The sequence below is a fragment of the Curtobacterium sp. AB7 genome (assembly GCF_044909335.1).
GTDB lineage: Bacteria > Actinomycetota > Actinomycetes > Actinomycetales > Microbacteriaceae > Curtobacterium.
Window position 1 is genome coordinate 773,571 of record NZ_JBIYED010000001.1, and the last position, 16,844, is coordinate 790,414.

Annotated in this window: 18 protein-coding genes; 14 read left to right on the forward strand and 4 right to left on the reverse strand. The window is 71.3% G+C overall.

The genetic code is table 11. From position 1 onward, the window contains the following. Positions 1-27: 27 nt before the first annotated feature. Together ABH929_RS03915 and ABH929_RS03920 are read left to right on the forward strand one after the other, a co-directional pair. Positions 28-648, forward strand: coding sequence for a TetR/AcrR family transcriptional regulator (locus ABH929_RS03915; RefSeq protein ID WP_404560191.1), 621 nt, complete (start codon positions 28-30; stop codon positions 646-648). Then, a complete protein-coding gene (locus tag ABH929_RS03920) occupies positions 645-2,348 on the forward strand; it encodes an MDR family MFS transporter (protein WP_263091085.1) in 1,704 nt (567 codons plus the stop codon). The genes ABH929_RS03915 and ABH929_RS03920 overlap by 4 nt, the downstream gene beginning before the upstream one ends. A 245-nt stretch (positions 2,349-2,593) precedes the next feature. Here the strand turns inward: ABH929_RS03920 and ABH929_RS03925 are convergent, their stop codons facing one another. Further along, on the reverse strand, positions 2,594-3,592 hold the full coding sequence (locus ABH929_RS03925) for a LacI family DNA-binding transcriptional regulator (RefSeq protein WP_404560193.1): 999 nt from the start codon (positions 3,590-3,592) through the stop codon (positions 2,594-2,596). Positions 3,593-3,755: 163 nt separating this feature from the next. Here ABH929_RS03925 and ABH929_RS03930 point away from each other — a divergent pair, with 163 nt between their 5' ends. Genes ABH929_RS03930 through ABH929_RS03955 form a run of 6 tightly spaced genes read left to right on the forward strand, consistent with a single transcriptional unit; the run spans position 3,756 to position 9,418 of the window. Then, positions 3,756-4,796 carry a nucleoside hydrolase gene (locus ABH929_RS03930; protein WP_404560194.1) on the forward strand — a complete coding sequence of 347 codons (1,041 nt, stop codon included), beginning with the start codon at positions 3,756-3,758 and terminating at the stop codon, positions 4,794-4,796. A gap of 5 nt (positions 4,797-4,801) precedes the next feature. Further along, positions 4,802-6,232, forward strand: coding sequence for an MFS transporter (locus tag ABH929_RS03935; protein WP_111085835.1), 1,431 nt, complete (start codon positions 4,802-4,804; stop codon positions 6,230-6,232). Next, positions 6,229-7,110: a ribokinase gene (locus ABH929_RS03940; protein WP_111085834.1), complete on the forward strand. Its 882-nt coding sequence runs from the start codon at positions 6,229-6,231 to the stop codon at positions 7,108-7,110. Before ABH929_RS03935 ends, ABH929_RS03940 begins: the two co-directional genes overlap by 4 nt. Positions 7,111-7,138: 28 nt before the next feature. Beyond that, a complete protein-coding gene (locus ABH929_RS03945) occupies positions 7,139-8,083 on the forward strand; it encodes a Ppx/GppA family phosphatase (RefSeq protein WP_404560195.1) in 945 nt (314 codons plus the stop codon). Positions 8,084-8,102: 19 nt separating this feature from the next. Beyond that, on the forward strand, positions 8,103-8,813 hold the full coding sequence (locus tag ABH929_RS03950) for a DUF998 domain-containing protein (protein WP_404560197.1): 711 nt from the start codon (positions 8,103-8,105) through the stop codon (positions 8,811-8,813). After that, entirely contained in the window at positions 8,810-9,418 is a 609-nt protein-coding gene (locus ABH929_RS03955; RefSeq protein WP_404560199.1) for a TetR/AcrR family transcriptional regulator, read from the forward strand. Before ABH929_RS03950 ends, ABH929_RS03955 begins: the two co-directional genes overlap by 4 nt. On the opposite strand, the gene ABH929_RS03960 is transcribed toward ABH929_RS03955, so the two are convergent. Together ABH929_RS03960 and ABH929_RS03965 are read right to left on the reverse strand one after the other, a co-directional pair. Next, positions 9,415-10,035: an antibiotic biosynthesis monooxygenase gene (locus tag ABH929_RS03960; protein ID WP_404560200.1), complete on the reverse strand. Its 621-nt coding sequence runs from the start codon at positions 10,033-10,035 to the stop codon at positions 9,415-9,417. The genes ABH929_RS03955 and ABH929_RS03960 overlap by 4 nt on opposite strands. Before the next feature lie 46 nt (positions 10,036-10,081). Next, positions 10,082-11,104, reverse strand: a complete 1,023-nt coding sequence (locus ABH929_RS03965) for a Ku protein (RefSeq protein ID WP_404560202.1) — start codon at positions 11,102-11,104, stop codon at positions 10,082-10,084. Between the two features lie 106 nt (positions 11,105-11,210). Between ABH929_RS03965 and ABH929_RS03970 the strand changes: the two genes are divergently transcribed. From ABH929_RS03970 to ABH929_RS03995, 6 genes are all read left to right on the forward strand, one after another. Further along, the gene (locus ABH929_RS03970; protein ID WP_404560203.1) at positions 11,211-12,101 is read left to right on the forward strand and encodes an SDR family oxidoreductase; all 891 of its coding nucleotides are present in this window, start codon (positions 11,211-11,213) and stop codon (positions 12,099-12,101) included. Then, on the forward strand, positions 12,098-14,614 hold the full coding sequence (locus ABH929_RS03975) for an ATP-dependent DNA ligase (RefSeq protein WP_404560204.1): 2,517 nt from the start codon (positions 12,098-12,100) through the stop codon (positions 14,612-14,614). Before ABH929_RS03970 ends, ABH929_RS03975 begins: the two co-directional genes overlap by 4 nt. A 166-nt stretch (positions 14,615-14,780) precedes the next feature. Continuing rightward, the gene (locus ABH929_RS03980) at positions 14,781-14,936 is read left to right on the forward strand and encodes a hypothetical protein (protein ID WP_205463676.1); all 156 of its coding nucleotides are present in this window, start codon (positions 14,781-14,783) and stop codon (positions 14,934-14,936) included. Between the two features lie 237 nt (positions 14,937-15,173). After that, positions 15,174-15,704: an RNA polymerase sigma factor gene (locus tag ABH929_RS03985; protein ID WP_404560206.1), complete on the forward strand. Its 531-nt coding sequence runs from the start codon at positions 15,174-15,176 to the stop codon at positions 15,702-15,704. Next, positions 15,701-16,270, forward strand: coding sequence for a hypothetical protein (locus ABH929_RS03990; RefSeq protein ID WP_404560207.1), 570 nt, complete (start codon positions 15,701-15,703; stop codon positions 16,268-16,270). Before ABH929_RS03985 ends, ABH929_RS03990 begins: the two co-directional genes overlap by 4 nt. Further along, positions 16,267-16,596, forward strand: a complete 330-nt coding sequence (locus tag ABH929_RS03995; RefSeq protein WP_404560208.1) for a hypothetical protein — start codon at positions 16,267-16,269, stop codon at positions 16,594-16,596. The genes ABH929_RS03990 and ABH929_RS03995 overlap by 4 nt, the downstream gene beginning before the upstream one ends. Before the next feature lie 65 nt (positions 16,597-16,661). Here the strand turns inward: ABH929_RS03995 and ABH929_RS04000 are convergent, their stop codons facing one another. Further along, the gene (locus ABH929_RS04000; protein WP_205463679.1) at positions 16,662-16,838 is read right to left on the reverse strand and encodes a hypothetical protein; all 177 of its coding nucleotides are present in this window, start codon (positions 16,836-16,838) and stop codon (positions 16,662-16,664) included. Between the last annotated feature and the right edge of the window lie 6 nt (positions 16,839-16,844).

Below are 16,844 nucleotides of genomic sequence, written 5' to 3' on the forward strand. Positions count from 1 at the left end.
TCAGGCGGATAGTGCAATTCTTGCTCGGTGAGCACCACTGAACGCACCCGCACGCTGCGCCGGAGCATGATCGGCGAAGCACGTCGGGCGACCGTCGAGCACGGGTTGAGCGGTTTCACGATCGAGCAGCTCTGCGAGACCGTCGGGGTGTCACGGCGCACGTTCTTCAACCACTTCGCGTCGAAGGACGACGCCGTGCTCGGCATCGAGCTGCACGCCGACGTCGAGGCGATCGACCGGTACGCCGAGGGCGGGATCGTCCCCGGCGGACTCGACCCGCTCGACTCGATCGTCGCGCTGGCGATCGACCAGTTCCACCGTGTCGGCATCGATCGCGCGGACGAGGTCCTGGTGCGCCGGGTCTTCGAGCGGGAGCCGGCGCTCGTCGCGCGCTTCCTGTCGGCGACCGACGTGCAGCTCGCCCGGATCACGGACGCCGTGCGGCTGCGGTTCGGATGGGACGACCCCGCCGACCGCCGTGCGCGCCTCGTCACCGAGGCCGCCGCGGGGCTGCTGAAGGTGACGGCGGAGACCTACTTCGACGACGCCTTCGACGAGGCCACCGGCCCGACGTTCGACGAGCTGCTCACCCAGAACCTCCGCCTGATGAGGGCGGCCATCACCACCGGACAGGACTCCACACCATGAGCGCAACCGCGCCGGGCACCACCAAGCGTGCCCGCCCCGGCACCGACGGGCCGCTGCTGCTGACGCAGCGCCGGATCTGGATCATCTTCTCCGCGCTCATCGCGGGGATGCTGCTCTCTAGCCTCGACCAGACCATCGTCTCGACGGCGATGCCCACCATCGTCGGCGAACTCGGCGGCGTCGCGCACCAGGCGTGGCTGACGACCGGGTACCTGCTCGCCTCGACCATCGTGATGCCCGTGTACGGCAAGTTCGGTGACGTCCTGGGCCGCCGCAACCTGTTCCTCATCGCGATCGCCCTGTTCACCATCGCGTCGGCCGGGTGTGCCTTCGCCGGCGACTTCACGCAGCTCGTGGTGTTCCGCGCGATGCAGGGGCTCGGCGGCGGCGGTCTGATGATCCTGTCGCAGGCGATCATCGCCGACATCGTGCCCGCCTCGCAGCGCGGCAAGTACCTCGGCCCGCTCGGTGCGATCTTCGGCCTGTCCGCGATCGGCGGCCCGCTGCTCGGTGGCTTCTTCGTCGACCACCTCACCTGGAACTGGGCGTTCTACATCAACATCCCGGTCGGCATCGCGGCGTTCTTCGTGGCGTGGTTCGCGCTGACCCTGCCGAACAAGAAGGCGACGAAGCGCATCGACGTGCTCGGCGTGCTCTTCATGTCCGCCGCGACCACGTGCCTGGTGTTCTTCTCGGAGTTCGGCGGCAGCAAGGACCACGGCTGGGACGCCCCCGAGACCTGGGCCTGGTTCGCCGGGCTCGTCGTCTCCGCGGCGCTCCTCGTGCTCGTCGAGTCGCGTGCGCAGGACCCGGTCCTGCCGCTGTCGTTCTTCAAGAACCGCACGTTCCTGCTCGCGACCGGCATCGGCCTGGTGCTCGGCATCGGCATGTTCGCGGCGATCGGCTTCGTCCCGACGTTCCTGCAGATGGCATCAGGCACCTCGGCTGCCGTGTCGGGTCTGCTGATGCTGCCGATGATGGTCGGCCTGATCGGCACCTCGATCGCGTCCGGCAACCTGATCACCAAGACCGGCCGCTACCGGATGTTCCCGATCATCGGCACGGTCCTGGTCGCCATCGCCATGCTCGCGATGACCCAGCTCGCCGCGGCCACCCCGATCTGGCTGATCTGCGCGTACCTGTTCGTCTTCGGCGCCGGGCTCGGACTGATCATGCAGGTGGTCGTCCTGGTCGCGCAGAACGCCGTGCCGGCCGAGCAGGTGGGCACCGCGACCTCGACGAACAACTACTTCCGCGAGGTCGGCGCCTCCCTCGGGACCGCCGTGTTCGGTGCGCTGTTCACGGCCCGGCTCACGACGTCGCTCACCGACGTGTTCACCGGCGCCGGCGGCTCGGCGACCGATGCGGCGTCGTCGGCGGGCAGCATCGACCCCGCGACCGTGGCGAAGCTGCCCGAGGCGGTGCAGGACGGCATCGTGAACGCGTACGCCGACTCGCTGGCGCCCGTGTTCTGGTACCTGCTGCCGTTCATCGCGGTGGCGTTCCTGCTCGCCCTGTTCCTGCCGCAGATCACGCTCTCCGACACGGCCGGCATGGTCGCCCGTGGTGAGGCCGTCGGTGGCGACGAGGCTGACGAGCTCGAGCGTGCACAGCGCGCGGGCCGGGCGGAGTCCGTGTCGTCCGAGTCCGTGTCGTCGGGTGGTGAGACGCCGGCGTCCCGCCGGGACGCCTCCGACTGAGCGCGGCGCCGCCGGATCCGGGGGCGTCCTGCGGATGGCGGGGCGCGTTGTGGAGACGGCGGCGTGCTGACGGGAGGCGCGGTGCCAGCTGGCACCGCGCCTCCCGTCCGTCGTCCGGTCGCGCTCACTGCCGCGGCCGGCCCCGAGTCTCAGGCTCAGCGACAGATCTCGTGCTCGTCGGCGCGAGAACTGTCGCCCAAGCCGAGTCTCGCCGCGACAGCGTCGAGTCTCGCGGCGGCCGGGCGCTACGCGCCGGTGCTCGCGCGCCGGACCAGGCGAGTGGGGAGCGCCACCGGCTCGGCCGCGGTGCCGTCGAGCGTCGCGAGCAGTCGTTCCGCGGCTGCGCGCCCGAGGTCGGCGCCGGGCAGGGCGACGCTCGTCAGCGCGGGGGCCGTGACCGACGACGACGGCAGGTCGTCGAAGCCGGCGACCGCGAGCTCCCCGGGGACCGCGATGCCCAGCGACCCGGCGACGCGCAGGACGCCGTAGGCCAGGGTGTCCGCCGCGGCGACGACCGCGGTGACGTCGTCGTCCTGCCAGGCCTCGATGACGTGCTCGGTGGCCGAGGCTGCGGCGTCCACGGTGAGGTCGGCGCGGGCGGTGACCTCGGACAGGGTGATGCCGGCGGCGGCGCACTCCTGCTCGAAGAGGTTGCGCCGGACCCCGAACGTCGTTGCTCGGGAGGTCCCGTCGAGGTACCCGACGCGACGATGGCCCTGTTCGTGCAGGTGCGCGACGAGGTCGTGGACGCCGGGGGAGAGGTCGTAGTTGACGGCCTCGGTGCCACCCGGGGCGTCGAGGAGGACCACGGGCACGCTCGCCGACATCGACTCGCCCGCGGCCGGGGCGTCGACGAGGATGCCGGCCGGACGGAGGCGTTCGAAGCGGCGGACGTCGGCTGCCAGGGGCTGCGCGCCGCGCTCGGTGACCGACAGCACGAGCTGGAACCGGTCGCCGATGGTGTCGCGCACACCGCGGATGACCTCGGCGAAGAAGGGGTTCGACAGGTCGGGGGCGATGAGGACGACCAGGTCGCCGCTGCCCCGTGCCAGGGAGCTCGCGGCGTGGTCGACGACGTAGCCGAGCTCGTCGACGGCGTCGCGCACCCGCATGGCGATGGGGACGGACACCCGGCCGCGGTCCTTGCCGTTGACGACCAGGGAGACCGTGGCGATGCTCGTGCCGGCGCGCTCGGCCACCATGGCAGCGGTCACACGGCGGCCCGGGGCGACGGATGAAGGCACGGGTCGATGCTACCGAGGACGCCTCGACGACTTGACGTCAAACGCTTGACGTGTTTCGATGTCAAACGCTTGACGCGCTGCGCGACGACGCTCTGTCGGACCGCGGATCCCCACCGCGTCCAGCACAGACCCCTCGATTCCCCGAAGAAGTGGAGCGCCCAGCGTGCCCAGTGCGACCAACACCGCTGCGACCCAGCCTGCTGCGACCCAGCCCGCGAAGATCATCCTCGACTGCGACCCCGGCCACGACGACGCCGTCGCCATCCTGCTGGCCCACGGCAACCCGGACATCGAGCTCCTGGCCGTCACCACCGTCGTCGGCAACCAGACGCTGCCGAAGGTCACCCGCAACGCCCTTGCCGTCGCGCGCATCGCCGGCATCACCGGAGTGCCGTTCGCCGCGGGCGCCGACCGCCCCCTGCTCCGTCAGATCGAGGTCGCGCCGGACATCCACGGCGAGAGCGGACTCGACGGGCCGATGCTGCCCGAGCCCTCGTTCGAGCTCGACCAGCGGCACGCCGTCGACCTGATCATCGAGACGGTCATGGCGCACGAGCCCGGCACCGTCACGCTGGTGCCGACCGGCGGCCTGACGAACATCGCCCTCGCGGCCCGCAAGGAACCCCGCATCGTCGAGCGCGTCAAGCAGGTCGTGCTCATGGGCGGTGGAGTGCACGTCGGCAACTGGAGCCCCGTCGCCGAGTTCAACATCGTCATCGACCCCGAAGCCGCCTCGATCGTCTTCGACGCCGGCTGGGACGTCGTCATGGTCGGACTCGACCTGACGCACCAGGCCCTCGCCACCCCCGAGGTCGCCGCACGCATCGCTGCGGTCGGCACCGCCCCCGCCGCGTTCGTCGGCGAGCTGCTCGACTTCTTCGGCCAGACCTACAAGGACGCGCAGGGCTTCGACGCCCCGCCGGTGCACGACCCCTGCGCCGTCGCCTACGTCATCGACCCGACCATCGTCCGCGCCGTGAAGGTCCCGATCCACATCGAGACCCAGGGCACCCTGACGCTGGGCATGACCGTCGCCGACTTCCGTGCGCCCGCGCCGGAGGACTGTCGGACGAGCGCCGCCCTGGAGCTCGACCACGAACGGTTCTGGGACCTGGTCGTCGACGCCCTCGAGCGCATCGGCGAGACCCCTGACACCGGCTGGACCCCGCGCCTCGCCACGACCACCACGACCTCGGAGATCTGAGAACCATGACCACCACATCGACGAAGAAGTCGATCGGCGCCCTCACCGCGGCGCTCCTCGCAGCGTGCATCGCGTTCCAGCTCAACGCGAGCATGCTCAGCCCCGCGCTGGTCACCATGGCGCGCGAGCTCAAGACCGACGACGCCACCATCGGGCTCTCGCAGACCCTGTACTTCACGCTCGCGGCGCTCTTCTCGCTGTTCTTGCCGCGCCTGTCCGACATCGTCGGCCGCAAGCGCGTCCTGCTCGGCATGCTCGCCGTGATGCTCGTCGGCAGCATCGTCGCCGCGCTCGCCGTGAACGTGCCGATGCTGTTCGCCGGCCGGATCATCCAGGGCGTCACGGGGCCGGTCGTCCCGATCTGCCTGCTCGTCCTGCGCAACGAGATCGCCGACCCGAAGCGCTACGGCGCCGCACTCGGCCTGCTCACCGCCGTGAACGGCGGCATCGCCGGCGTGGACGCACTGGCCGGTGGCTGGATCGCCACGAACTTCGGGTTCCGCGGGATCTTCTGGGTCATCGCCGTCGTCACCGTCATCGCGCTGGCGCTCGTCGCCGTGTGGGGTGTGGAGTCGAAGCCGTCCGCCGGGACCCGGATGGACTGGATCGGCGTCGTCCCCCTCGTGGTGAGCGTCGGCGCGCTGCTCACCGCGTTCAACGAGGCCGGCAAGCTCGGCGCCGCCAACCCGGCACTGGTGATCGGCGGTGTCGTCGTCGCGCTCGCCGCCTTCGCGGTCTTCTGGGCGGTCGAGTCCCGCGTGCAGGAGCCGCTCGTCGAGACCCGGTTCCTGAAGCGCCGTGCCACGTGGGCGCTCCTCGCGACGACGTTCCTGACCATGACGGGCGTCTTCGCGGTCGTCAACGGCCTCGTCACGTCGCTCGCGCAGAACGGTGACGCCGGCTTCGGCATGGAACCCGACCTCGCCTCGCTGGTGTTCCTCACCCCGTACGCGCTGGTCGGTTGGATCGTCGGTCCGTTCGCGGGACGCCTCGCGCCGACCATCGGCTACCGCGCCGTGCTCCGCTTCGGGCTGATCGGCAGCATCGTCTCGACGGTCCTGATGGCGCTCGTGGGCGTGCACTCGCTGCCGGTCCTGGTCACCGCGACCGTCCTGATCGGCATCACGTACGCGGGCATCGCGAACATCATCCTGAACGGCCTGGGCATCGTGCTCTCGCCGGAGTCGAACCCCGGCTTCCTGCCCGGTCTGAACGCCGGTGCGTTCAACCTCGGCGCCGGGGTCAGCTTCGCCGTCCTGCCGGCGCTGCAGATCGCGCTCGGGGTCGGCGGGTCCGCGGGCACCGCCGGGTACTCCGGTGGCATGCTGCTCGGTGCCGTGATCACGACCGCTGCGCTCGCGATCTCGTTCCTCATCCCCCGCCCGGAGAGCGCCGAGACCACGTCCGTCGCGCCGCAGAAGGAGACCGTCCGTTGACCCAGACCATCGTGATCGTCGGATCGCTCAACGCGGACCTGGTGGTCCGGACCGAGCGGTTCCCGAAGCCCGGTGAGACCCTGCACGGGTCCGACCTGGCGATCCTGCCGGGTGGCAAGTCCGCCAACCAGGCGGTGGCTGCCGGGAGGCTCGGGGGCACGGTCCGCATGATCGGTGCGGTCGGCGACGACGGGAACGGTGCGCTGCTCCGCGACTCCGTCGCGGCTGCGGGTGCGGACACCACGCACGTCGCCGTCCGGGAGGGCGTGGCCACCGGCACCGCCGTCATCACGGTCGACGGCGCCGGGGAGAACACCATCGTGATCTCCGCCGGCGCCAACGGCACGCTGACGCCGGACGACGTGCCCGCCGACGCCTTCGACGACGCCGGCGTGCTCGGCCTCTGCCTCGAGGTCTCGATCGACGTCGTCCTCGCCGCAGCCCGGGCAGCGCACGCCGCCGGGGTCACGGTGCTGACGAACCTGTCGCCCTTCGGGGACGTCCCCGCCGAGCTGCTCGAGCTGACCGACGTCCTGCTCGTCAACGAGCACGAGGCCGAGTCGCTCGGCGAGCACGGCGTCGCGCGCTCGATCGTCACCCGCGGCGGCTCGGGCTGCGTCGTGCACGACGGCGACGATGAACCGGTGTCGATCGACGCCGTCCGGGTCGAGCCGGTGGACACCACGGGCTGCGGTGACGCCTTCATGGGGTCGGTGGCCCTGCGGCTGGCGGCGGGGGACTCCCTCGTCGACGCCGCACGGTTCGCGGTGGGGGTCGGGGCGTACGCCGCGACCAAGGCGGGCGCGCAGGCCTCGTACCCGACCACGGCGGAACTCGAGGCGTTCCTGCGGGCGGAGGACGGGCCTCCCGGCCGTTGATCGCTTGCCCGGCCGCTAGCGTGGTGCCATGCGCGTGGGAGTCCTCGACATCGGGTCCAACACCGGCCACCTGCTCGTCGTGGACGCCCACGGCGGCGCCGCGCCGCTGCCGGCGTCCTCGTTCAAGCAGCCGCTGCGGCTCGCCGAGCACCTCGACGACGCCGGGGCGGTGACGCCGCAGGGCGTCGACGCGCTGACGCGGTTCGTCGCGGATGCCGTCCGCGTCGCCGAGGAACGCGGCTGCGAGGACATGCTCGCCTTCGCGACCTCGGCCGTGCGCGACGCGGTGAACTCCGACGAGGTGCTCGCCCACGTCGAGGCCTCGACCGGCGTGGAGCTGGCCGTCCTGTCCGGCGGCGACGAGGCGCGACTCACGTTCCTGGCCGTCCGGCGGTGGTTCGGGTGGTCCGCCGGACGGCTCGCGGTCTTCGACATCGGCGGCGGCTCGCTCGAGATCGCCGGCGGAGCCGACGAGGCCCCGGACGTCGCGTGGTCGATGCCGATCGGCGCAGCTCGACTCGCCCGTTCGTACTTCGCGGCCGGCACCCCGACCGAGGACGACGTCCGCCGCATCCGGCACGAGATCCGCGTGGAGATCGCTCGCGACGCCGGCAAGTTGCTCCGTGCCGGTCGGCCGGACCGAGCCGTGGCGACCTCGAAGACCTTCCGGTCGATCGCGCGGATCTGCGGGGCGGCGCCGTCGGGCGCCGGTCCGCTCGTGCCGCGGGTGCTCGACGGCGACGTGCTCCGGTCGAAGCTGCCGGCGCTCCTGACCATGTCGGTCGCCGAGCTGGGGGAGCTGCCCGGGGTGTCGGCCAGCCGTGCGCACCAGGTGGTGCCGGGAGCGCTCGTCGCCGAGGCCTGCCTCGACATCTTCGACTTGCCGGCGCTCGAGATCTGCCCGTGGGCGCTCCGCGAGGGCGTGATCCTCGAGCGACTCGACCAGCTGTCGGTGCTGGGCAACTCCCAGTAGTGACCGTTATGGTCAGGGAATGACCAGATCGGACACTCCCAGTACGTCCATCCCCGGCGCACTCTGGACGGTCGCGGGGGTCGGCTGGCTCGTCGGCGAAGCCGTCTCGGCGTCGGCGTTCCCCGGCTACAGCTACGCGACGAACTACATCTCCGACCTCGGGGTCCCCGACGTCGGCGCGTTCCAGGGGCGGTCGATCGACTCACCGCTGCACGTGCTCATGAACACGACGTTCATCGGGCAGGGCGTCCTGTTCGGGATCGCAGCGGTGCTCGCCGTCGTGGTGTTCCGTGCCGCGTCCCGCCGTGCGCGGGTGGCGACCGCGGTCCTCGCCGTGGTCCACCTGGTCGGGATGGTGCTGGTCGGCTCGTTCCACGGCAGCCAGACGAGCACCGACGGCGGCACCATCGTGTTCCACGTGCTCGGCGCCGCGGCAGCGATCACGACCGGCAACCTCGTGGCGATCACCGCCGGCATCGGGTCTCGGGCGCTGCGGGCGCCGGCGGCCTACCGGATCACGAGTGTCGTGCTCGGCATCGTCGGCCTCGTCTCCCTCGTGATGCTCGTCGTCGACTCGTCGTCGACGGTGATCGACGTGCTCCCCGACGGCGTGTGGGAGCGTGCGTCCGTGTACACGATCGTCGCGTGGGAGCTCGTGACCGGGATCACCCTGCTGGTCGCGGGGGCCCGGCGCCGGCGGGCGGCACGGGCCGCAGCGGTCGGCGCGTGACCCGCCCCGCGCGCCGGGCTCGGCCCTCGGCCGAGGAGATCAACGGGGACGTCCTGGACATCACCGCCGGGCTCATCGCCCGCCGCGGCATCAAGGACACCGCCGTGCAGGCCGTCGCCGACCAGGCCGGCTACTCGAAGGCGGGCATCCTCGCCCGGTTCGCGAGCAAGGAGCTGCTCGTCGAGGCCGCGCTCGCGCAGTGCACCGCGCAGACCGACACGGTGCGCGAGACGATCCGGCGGATGCCGGTCGGTCCGGACCGCGACGCTGCGGCGCTCGCGGGGATCACCGACCTCGCACTCGCCCGGCCGGGGTGGGCAGAACTCGCCCTCGCCGCGTTCACGCTGCGACGCGGGGACGACGTCGGTGCGCGGCTGGTCCCGGTCGCAGCGATCTTGCTCGAACTCTTCGGCCTGGACCTCGGCGACCCCGCGGCCGCGTCGCTCGACCGACGAGCCCGGGTGTCCGGTGCCTTCGGCGCGATCATGATGCTCGCGCTGACCTACGAGAACGACGCCTCGGCGACCGAGGCCCGGCCGCACGTGCTGCGGGTGGCGTGGGACGCCCTCGGACACGGTGGCGACGTGCCGGGGGCGGTCGGCTAGGTCCGTGTCGTCCGCGCGGACCTCGGCGGAGCGAGCAGCCACGGACGGATCAGCTTCGTCACGAACGGCAGCACCCAGAAGGTCATGATCGGCGTGAGCACGAGCGTCGTGATGAGCACCCGCGGCAGCGCTGCGAGTCCCGCGAACGACGGCACGAGCAGCCCGACGACGATCGTGAACGCCAGGTTCACCGGGAAGAAACCGAGCCAGATGCTCACCGCCTGCTTCCACCGCGGGGGAGCGCTCGAGGCCGGGGCGTCCTGCGGGACGTCGAACCAGCCCTCGATGCCGGTGCGCTTCTCGACGCGGGACTCCACGACCAGGTCGCGGCCGAGGTCGAGCCAGCGGAGCCGGTCGTCGGAGTTCTCCCACGTGGCGAGCGAGTCGTGGTCGGCGAAGCGGTAGAGCATGTGCCACTCGCGGGACTGTGCCCGGGACCGCACCCACCCGGAGCCGAGGAAGCCCGGGTAGCGGTTGGCGAGGTTCACGCCGGACTGCACCCAGCGGGTGACGTCCGGGATGCGGTCGGGTTCGACCAGGCGGGTGATGGACACGGTGACGGGCGGGCCGGCGGTCTCGGGTGACGACTGGAGGCTCCCTGGCTCTTGTGGAGTCATGTGTCCAGTCTCGCGGACGCGTGTTACCGGCTCGTGTCGAACGGTCCTAGCTCGCCTGCTTCTTCTCGGCGGGCGCCTTCTTCGCCGCGGGCTTCTTGGCGGGTGCCTTCCTTGCCGGAGCCTTCTTCGCCGGCGCCTTCTCGGTGGTCGCCTGCTTCGCCGGGGCCTTCTTGGCAGGCGCCTTCTTGGCAGGCGCCTTCTTCGTCGAGCCGGACGCGCTCGAGTCGGAACCCGACGACGAACGCGAGCTGGACGACGAACGCGACCCCGAGCCTCCTGTCCGCTTCTTGTCCACGGACGCACGCAGGGCGGCCATCAGGTCGAGGACGTCACCGCCCTCGCCCTCGTCGTCCTCGTCGTCCTTCGCGCCGAACGTCTTCTCGGTGTCGATGTCGTCACCGGCGTCGAGCTTGGCGTCGATGAGCTGCTGCAGTTCCTCTTGGTAGGAGTCGGTGTACCGGTCCGGATCGAAGTCCGTCGACATGCTCTCGACGAGCGACGAGGACATCTTCAGCTCGTTCGCGCTGACCTTCACCGACGAGTCCAGCGCCGTGAAGTCGGCGGCCCGGACCTCGTCGCCCCAGAGCAGCCCCTGCAGCAGGATGACGTCGTCGTGCACGCGCAGCACGCCGAGCCGGGTCTTCTGGCGCAGCGTGAACTGCACGATCGCGAGGCGGTCGGTCTTCGCCAGGGTCTCGCGCAGCAGCACGTAGGCCTTCGGTGAGCGCGAGTCGGGCTCCAGGTAGTACGTCTTCTCGAACATCATCGGGTCGACCTGCTCGACGGGCACGAACTCGAGCACCTCGACCTCGTGCGACTGCTCCTCGGGGAGCTGCTTGAAGTCGTCCGCGGTCAGCACCACGGTCTTGTCGCCGTCGTCGTAGGCACGTTGGATGTCGGCGTACTCGACCTCGTGGCCGAACTCGCAGACGCGCTTGTAGCGGATGCGGCCCTTGTCCTCGTCGTGGACCTGGTGCAGGGACACATCGTGGGTCTCGGTGGCCGCGTACACCTTGATGGGCACGTTGACGAGCCCGAACGCGATGGAGCCCTTCCAGATCGACCTCATGCGCACATGATGCCCGTGTCCGCACGGGAGTGCCCGCAGCCGACGGGTTCTCCACAGATCCGGGTTCGCTGGACCGTCGACCGGTCGACGCGAGCACGATGGGCGCATGAGCCAGCTCGACAAGCAGGACCCGCGCTCGCAGTTCGCCAGACCGCCGTTCCCCGCGCAGACACAGCAGGGGTCCGGGCTGGCGAGTGCGATGGACCCGCCGCCCGACCACGGCGAGGTCTCCTACCTCGGCACGGGGCGCATGCGGGGGTACCGCGTGCTCGTCACGGGTGCGGACTCCGGCATCGGCCGGGCCGCGGCGATCGCGATGGCGAAGGAAGGGGCCGACGTCGCACTGAACGCCCTGCCCGAGGAGATCGACGACCTGACCGAGGTCCGTGACGTCATCGCCGACCTCGGTCGCAACGCCGTGATGCTGCCCGGTGACCTGACGGACGAGGCCTTCTGCGACGAACTCGTCCGGACGGCGGTGCGCGACCTCGGCGGGCTGGACGCCCTCGTCCTGGTCGCCGGACACCAGCTGGTGCACGAGGACGTCACCGAGCAGTCGACCGAGGACTTCGACCGCACGATGAAGGTCAACCTGTACTCGCTGTTCTGGCTGGTCCGCGCCGCGGTCCCGCACATGGCGCCGGGTAGTTCGATCGTGACGACGAGCTCGGTGTCCGCGTACCAGCCGCAGGACCGCATGATCGACTACGCGGCGACGAAGGCCGCCATCATCACCTACACCAACGGCCTCGCGCGGCAGCTCGCCGCGAAGGGCATCCGGGCGAACACCGTGGTGCCCGGGCCGGTGTGGACGCCGCTGCAGCCGATCAGCTACCCGGGCGACGAGATCGCACGGTACGGCCAGGACACCCCCTTCGGCCGGCCGGCGCAGCCCGTCGAACTCGGCGGCGCCTACGTGTACCTGGCGGGGCCGGAGTCGTCGTACACCTCGGGCACGACCCTGACGGTGGCGGGAGCGACCGGGGTGGCGCTGTGAGTCCGGCGGCCCGCAAGACCGTCGTCGTGGTCGGCGATCGGCGACTGGCGCTGACGAACACGGACAAGGTGCTCTACCCCGAGACCGGCACGACCAAGGGACGGGTGATCGAGTACTACGAGCGTGTGGCGCCGTGGATGATCCCGCACGTCAAGGACCGCCCGGTGACCCGGAAGCGGTGGGCGAACGGGGTCGACGGCAAGGTCTTCTTCGAGAAGAACCTGCCGGACTCCGCCCCGGACTGGGTCCGCCACCACACCATCCACCACTCCGAGCACGACAACGAGTACCCGATCGTCGACGACCTGCCGACCCTCGTGTGGATGGCGCAGCAGGCCGCGCTGGAACTGCACGTGCCGCAGTGGCGGTTCGGCCCGCGCGGTGGGCAGCAGAACCCGGACCGGCTCGTGCTCGACCTGGACCCCGGCGAGGGCGTCGGCCTGCCCGAGTGCGTCGAGGTGGCGGTCGCGGCACGCGAGATCCTGCACGGCATGGGGCTCGACCCGTACCCGGTGACCTCCGGCTCGAAGGGGATCCACCTCTACGCCGCCCTCGACGGCCGGTCGACCACGGCGAACGTCTCCGACGTCGCGCACGAACTCGCGAAGGCGCTCGAGCACGACCTGCCCGACCTGGTGTTGTCGTCGATGAGCCGGGCCGAGCGGACGGGCAAGGTGTTCGTCGACTGGTCGCAGAACAACGGCAACAAGACGACGATCGCGCCGTACTCGCTGCGCGGCCGCGGGCGGCCGACGGTCGCAGCACCCCGCACCTGGAAGGAACTCGAGGAACGCGGGCTCGCGCAGCTCACGTTGGACGAGGTCCTCGAGCGCCTGGAGGCGCACGGCGACCACCTGCACCCGGTCGCCTCCGCCTCGCTGGCCGTCGGACGCGACGACCACGGTCACTGGGACAGCGACCGGACCGAGCGTGCGAACGACGCCGAGCAGCCGGCTCGCGACCGGCTCACCGCCTACCGCGCGAAGCGCGACGCCTCGAAGACGCCGGAACCGGTTCCCGAAGGAGCCCCCACGGTCCGGAAGGACGGCACCCCGACGTTCGTGATCCAGGAGCACCACGCCACCCGCGACCACTACGACTTCCGGCTCGAGCACGACGGCGTGCTGGTGAGCTGGGCACTGCCGAAGGGCGAACCGACCGACCCGGGCAAGAACCACCTGGCCGTGCAGACCGAGGACCACCCGCTCGAGTACGGCGCGTTCGAGGGCACGATCCCGAAGGACGAGTACGGCGGTGGCACGGTCACGCTCTGGGACGACGGCACCTACGAGCTCGAGAAGTGGCGCGAGGGTGAAGAGGTCATCGTCACCCTGCACGGCCGGACCGGCGGCGCTCGCCGACTGGCGCTCCTGCACACTCGCGGCCGGGGCGGAGCGGGCGACGAGAAGAACTGGCTCATCCACCGCACGAAGGAGCAGCCCGACCGCATGGCGGACACCGGCGGCGCGACCGACGCGGGGCGGGCCTCCCGTCCATCTGCCGCGCACCGAGACGGACAGCGGCGCATCAGCGGAGCCAGCCCGGCGGACACCGCTCCGGGGGACCGACGGACCATGCAGGCCACCCTGGCGAAGGACGCACCCCGGCTGGACCCGGCCGACTGGGCGTTCGAGATGAAGTGGGACGGCGTCCGTGCGCTCGCCACCGTCCGGGACGGCTCGGTCACGCTGCGGAGCCGGAACGACAACGACCTGACGGCGCAGTACCCGGAACTCCAGGAACTCGGCGACCGTGCCGGGGTCGACGGCGTCTTCGACGGCGAGATCGTCGCGTTCGACGACCGGGGGCGCCCGAGCTTCCAGCTCCTGCAGAACCGGATGGGCCTGACGAAGGCGCGTGAGGTGCGGGCGGCGCAGCAGGCGACCCCCGTGCGGTTCCTGCTCTTCGACGTGCTCGAGGCCGACGGGCACGAACTCACCCGCCTGGCGTACGACGCCCGGCGACAGGCACTCGAGACGGTCGTCGAGCCCGGCGGGGCGATCGACGTGCCGCCGGCCTCGCAGGGCGACCTCGACGGCGTGATGGCGTCGTCGCAGGAGCAGGGCCTCGAAGGGGTCGTCGCGAAGAAGCGCAGTTCGAAGTACGCCGAGGGCAGGCGGTCCGAGGCCTGGCTGAAGCTCAAGCACCACGCCACGCAGGAAGTGGTCGTCGGTGGGTGGAAGCCGGGCAGTGGTCGTCGAGCGGGCGGCATCGGCTCGTTGCTGCTCGGCGTGCCCGGTCCGGACGGTCTCGAGTACGTCGGCAAGGTCGGCACCGGGTTCCGCGACCGCGACCTCGACGAGATCGCCGCATCGCTGCGACCGCTCGACCGGAAGACCTCGCCCTTCCTCGACGTGCCGCGGATCGACGCACGGGACGCGCACTGGGTGACGCCGAAGCAGGTGGGCGAGGTCGAGTTCGCCGAGTGGACCGGTGACGGGCGCCTCCGGCAGCCGTCCTGGCGGGGCTGGCGTCCGGACAAGGACCCCGAGGACGTGGTGCGCGAATACTGACCTGCTTGCCGTGTGCCAGCTCGCGAACGCGCTGATGCGTGCGCATGGGGTCCGCCCGTGGCGAAATTCCGTCCCCCGTCCATCGCTCGGGCGGGGGACGTTTCCACTCGTCCGGCCGCCGATCCGCCGCCGACTGTTACGTTCACCGGGACGAAAGGGCCTGGGGATGAGCTCGAGCAAGTACCTGCCGCCGTTCACGGCCGAGGAGCGCGTCGCGATCAACGGGGACCGTGCAGCACGGACGCCGGTCGATCCGGGGGTCGTCGTGACGGACACCGAAGCGACCTACGCGGACTTCCTCGCCGACGAGACCGACGAGTAGCCGCCGGGGCGGGGGAGAAGACGGCCCGTGCACCGGATCAGGGAGCGCACGGGCCGCCGTCGAAGCACCGTGACCGACTCTTCAGGGATGGCCGACCACGGCGCGCTCGAACCAGGCGCGCGGAGGCGCACCTGGTAGGCACGTACTGAAGACGAGACGAACGCCCGATTCGTCACACGAGAATCCGAGATCCGCGAAGAGGAGCTGCTCCTGTCCAGCGACGAAGCCCTCGCGGCGTTGTCCGACGCGTCGCTCGTCGAGCGCAGCGCCGACGGCGACACGGCCGCGTTCGGGGTGCTGATCCGTCGGTACGGACCGCACATGCGGGCCTACGCGGCGCGGATCCTCGGGTACGGCGACGGCGAGGCCGACGACGCCGTCCAGGAGGCCGCACTGCAGGCTTGGCAGCGCATCGACCGGGTCGAGGACCCGGAGCGGGTGCGCAACTGGCTCTTCCGGATCGCGGCCAACAAGGCCCTCGACCGGCTCCGCAGGCGACACCCGCACGCCGACCTCGAAGCGATGCTCGACGCCCCGGACGAACGACCCGTCGACGAAGTGGTCGCCACACGGATGCAGGTGCGGGAACTCGCGCGTATCGTGCAGGCACTCCCGGATGCACAGCGCGCCGTCTGGGTGATGCGCGAGGTGGGTGGGGCGCCCTACGCCGAGATCGCCGAGGCGACCGGGCTGCCCGCGCCGACCGTCCGCGGGTTGCTCGCACGTGCGCGGCGACACGTGCTCGAACAGATGGAGGGGTGGCGATGACCGACGACGTCGACGACCGTCACGGTGCCTTCACGCTGGACGAACTCTCCGACTACCTCGACGCCGACCGGATCCCGGTGCGGGCGGACATCGAGGGTGATCCGGAAGCGGTCGCCGCACTCGAGCGGCTGCAGGCCCTGCGGGTGGCCTCACGGGACCTGCTCGACACCGAGGCATCGGCGGACGGCGACGAGCGCTGGATCAGCTCGGTGCTCGCGTCCATCCGGACCACCGCCCACGCCGGACGGGACATCCCCGTTCCCGACGACGATCCCGCCGCGCACCTGGTCGTGACCGAGGGGGCTCTGCGCGGACTCGTCCGCACCCTCGGTGACGACGTGCCCGGCGTCGTGGTCCGACGGACCCGGTTCAGTGGTGACGTCTCCACCCCCGGAGGGGCCGTGGACGTCGACGTCACCATCGTGGCCACGCTCGAAGCGTCCGTGTCGGACCGTGCCGAGGCGCTCCGGGCACACATCACGTCGGTGCTCGGCGCGCACGCACCGTTCCGGATCCGCAGTGTCGTCGTCCGTGTCGCCGACGTCGTGGTCGGGGGGACACCGTGACCGCGGACGTCCGGGTGCTCTCCCGCGAACTCACCGCGGCCGTCCTCGCGGTGCCGGGCGTCCGGTCGGTCCTGCCGCCCGGACCCGGCCTCGCCACGCTCGTCCGCGACGTCCGCTCCGTGCTCGAGATCCCGCGGGACGGCGGGGCCGTGCTCGTGCAGGACCGTCCGGACGGAGCGCGGGTCCGCGTGGTCGTCACGACCGACCGGTCCGTGCCGACGACCACGGTCATCCGGGCCGTGCGTGACGCCGTCGTGACCGCCGCGCGCCACTTCCTCGGGGCACCGCCTTCCGACGTCACGGTCCGTGTCGTCGAGATCGACTGACGCCGCGACCGGAGCGGACGCCGCGACCGGCGCGGATGCCGGCGGCTCGGTCGGCGCGGCGAGGATCAGGCGGCCGGCGCCGGTCCGTCCGACGGCTCGGCGTCGTCCGCGACGGGGAGGCCCTCGTCGACGAGCTCGTCCTCGCCGGGTTCGGACACCTCGGCCGCGGCGGCCTTGGCCTCGTCGATGGACTCCTGCGAGCGGCGGAGGAGGTCGTCGTCGTGTGCAGTCTGGTCACTCATGCTGCA